The organism is Sphaerisporangium sp. NPDC049002 (assembly GCF_040649355.1).
GTDB lineage: Bacteria > Actinomycetota > Actinomycetes > Streptosporangiales > Streptosporangiaceae > Sphaerisporangium.
Window position 1 is genome coordinate 1 of sequence record NZ_JBEZFH010000372.1, and the last position, 2,041, is coordinate 2,041.

At 57.5% G+C, this 2,041-nt stretch carries 2 rRNA genes (1 of these 2 cut by a window edge); both read right to left on the minus strand.

Going from position 1 to position 2,041, the window contains the following annotated elements:
• Positions 1-11: 11 nt before the first annotated feature.
• A 5S ribosomal RNA gene (gene rrf, locus AB0B89_RS35510) occupies positions 12-128 on the minus strand.
• Between the two features lie 77 nt (positions 129-205).
• Positions 206-2,041: ribosomal RNA gene (locus AB0B89_RS35515) — 23S ribosomal RNA — on the minus strand (it continues 1,278 nt past the right edge of the window).

Consider the following 2,041-nt stretch of genomic DNA (forward strand, 5'->3'; position numbering starts at 1 on the left):
ATCAAATATTTGTCCGGCGGTGTCCTACTCTCCCACACCGTCCCCGGTGCAGTACCATCGGCGCTGGAAAGCTTAACTTCCGGGTTCGGAATGTAACCGGGTGTTTCCCTTCCGCTATGACCGCCGTAACCCCTTGAAACACACAACCAGGGTCACCCCAGCTTGTTGTTTCTGAGTTACATAGTGGACGCGAGCAAAACGCTTTGTGGTCAAGTCCTCGGCCTATTAGTACCGGTCAGCTCCACACCTCACGATGCTTCCACCTCCGGCCTATCAACCCAGTCGTCTCCTGGGAGCCTTACCCTGTTTCCAGGTGGGAGACCTCATCTCAAGGCAGGCTTCCCGCTTAGATGCTTTCAGCGGTTATCCCTCCCGAACGTAGCCAACCAGCCGTGCTCTTGGCAGAACAACTGGCACACCAGAGGTTCGTCCGTCCCGGTCCTCTCGTACTAGGGACAGCCCCTTTCAAGTCTCCTGCGCGCGCAGCGGATAGGGACCGAACTGTCTCGCGACGTTCTAAACCCAGCTCGCGTACCGCTTTAATGGGCGAACAGCCCAACCCTTGGGACCTACTCCAGCCCCAGGATGCGACGAGCCGACATCGAGGTGCCAAACCATCCCGTCGATATGGACTCTTGGGGAAGATCAGCCTGTTATCCCCGGGGTACCTTTTAGCCGTTGAGCGACGGCGCTTCCACATGCCACCGCCGGATCACTAGTCCCAGCTTTCGCTCCTGCTCGACCTGTCGGTCTCACAGTCAAGCCCCCTTGTGCACTTACACTCAACACCTGATTGCCAACCAGGCTGAGGGAACCTTTGGGCGCCTCCGTTACCCTTTAGGAGGCAACCGCCCCAGTTAAACTACCCACCAGACACTGTCCCCCACCCGGATACACGGGCGCGGGTTAGACATCCAAAACGACCAGAGTGGTATTTCACCAATGACTCCACCCGAACTAGCGTCCAAGCTTCACCGTCTCCCACCTATCCTACACAAGCCGTCCCAAACACCAATGTCAAGCTGTAGTGAAGGTCCCGGGGTCTTTCCGTCCTGCTGCGCGTAACGAGCATCTTTACTCGTAGTGCAATTTCGCCGGGTCTGTGGTTGAGACAGCGGGGAAGTCGTTACGCCATTCGTGCAGGTCGGAACTTACCCGACAAGGAATTTCGCTACCTTAGGATGGTTATAGTTACCACCGCCGTTTACCGGCGCTTAAGTTCTCAGCTTCGCACACCCGAAGGCGCACTAACCGGTCCCCTTAACGTTCCGGCACCGGGCAGGCGTCAGTCCGTATACATCGTCTTACGACTTCGCACGGACCTGTGTTTTTAGTAAACAGTCGCTTCCCCCTGGCCACTGCGACCCCCACCAGCTCCGAGTGCAAGACTCATCACCAGCAAGGGTCCCCCTTCTCCCGAAGTTACGGGGGCAATTTGCCGAGTTCCTTAACCACAGTTCACCCGATCGCCTTGGTATTCTCTACCTGACCACCTGAGTCGGTTTAGGGTACGGGCCGCCGGCACACTCACTAGAGGCTTTTCTCGGCAGCATGGGATCACCCACTTCACCACAATCGGCTCGGCATCACATCTCACCCTACATGCGGCACGGATTTACCTATGCCACGGGCTACATGCTTACCCCAGGAACAACCATCGCCTGGGATGGGCTACCCTCCTGCGTCACCCCATCGCTTACCTACTACCAGATCAGGCCAGGCGTTCAGCCTCACCAAGTCCCGAAGGACAACAGGGGCTTAAGGACCCTTAGTATCACTGGATTCGATATGGGCGCGTGCTAGCGGGTACGGGAATATCAACCCGTTGTCCATCGACTACGCCTGTCGGCCTCGCCTTAGGTCCCGACTTACCCTGGGCGGATTAGCCTAGCCCAGGAACCCTTGGTCATCCGGCGCAGAAGTTTCTCACTTCTGATTCGCTACTCATGCCTGCATTCTCACTCGCACGGCCTCCACAACTCGATCACTCGGCTGCTTCCCCGGCCGCACGACGCTCCCCTACCCATCCACACACCTAGAC